The organism is Algoriphagus sp. PAP.12 (assembly GCF_026652115.1).
Classification (GTDB): Bacteria; Bacteroidota; Bacteroidia; order Cytophagales; family Cyclobacteriaceae; genus Algoriphagus.
Genome location: NZ_JAPPSQ010000061.1, coordinates 1 through 1,217, shown reverse-complemented (window position 1 = coordinate 1,217; position 1,217 = coordinate 1). Strand labels below are relative to the sequence as shown.

The 1,217-nt window shown below is 40.4% G+C and carries 1 protein-coding gene; it reads left to right on the top strand.

Annotation, left to right across the window (positions count from 1 at the left end):
- The coding region (locus O0V13_RS21430) for a hypothetical protein (RefSeq protein WP_268037061.1) at positions 1–1,217 on the top strand (1,217 nt) is incomplete at both ends.

Here is a 1,217-nt window from a genome sequence, read left to right as displayed (position 1 = left end):
GATGAAATTCCTGCTTCAGAAATTCCTTTGATCTTGATTTCAAAAGTAGATGCACCACAGTTTAATGGCAGCATCCTGAAAGCCACACATGTGGATATTGATGGTGACTATGCCTACGTATCCTATAACACTGAAGGTGAAACTTACCTAGGTGGAGTGGAAATCTTTGATATTACTGATGCATATAATCCAAAAATCACCGCCCAAGCTATCATCCAAAATGTAGATGTCAGCTCCATAGCTTTTAAGGATGGCAAGCTCTATTTGGCATCAGCTGTGAATGTCGATGCAGATTTCCCTGTCAGTTCACCTGCCAATCTGATCACTGTTTCAGTAGGAGGTGGACAATTCACCTCTGATTTCAAATTCTCCTCCTTCTCAGGCTATGTAGCAACTGATGTAGCCCATACTAATTCCCATACAGTGATCACAAGCGGCAACCCAGGCATTGTGGGATTATTTAATGAAAGTGCAGAGTTGATAACTTCTTCAGAAATTACAGATTTGAGAGCTGCAGCTTTTGGTTCAGACAAACTGGCTGTTTTAAGTGGAACTGAAGGTGTTCTGGTTCTGGACCCCAACACACTTTCTCCGCTTTACACGATTCCGGTTGCCTTGGAATCCACTGGAGCCAAAAGAACAATAGACATTCAGAATGATTATTTGTTTGTATCAGAAGGTAAAAATGGAGCTGGTATCTATCAAATCAATGATGGCGCAGCGGTAGAAACACTTTCCATTCCTTTTCTTCCATCTGATGTGGATCAAAGCGAGATTGTTACCAATGCTGTTTCAGTAGATCAAGAATTGTTATTCATGGCCAATGGTGCGGCAGGAATCAGTATTTCAGATGTAAGCGACAAATCAGCAATAAAAGAATTTGGTGTTTTAGATTTAGACGGATCATCCAATTTTGTCAGAAATGAGGATCATTTTGTATTTGTTGCAACAGGAGCTGACGGGCTTCAAATTCTAAAAATCAATACCCAAGAGGCGAACCCTACAGATGCCACCATTGATTGTAGTGGTCTACCCGGATATTCAGGAAATCAAAACCTAAATATCAATGGAAATGAAACTCAGGCCTACTCAGGATCAGCAGTATTAAAAAATGTCAATGTGGGTGGAGACTTTTTATTCTGTGGTTCATTGGCAATTGAGCAAAACCTCAATATCAACAGTAATGGCCTGATGACAGTCAGTGGTTCTTTTGTTTT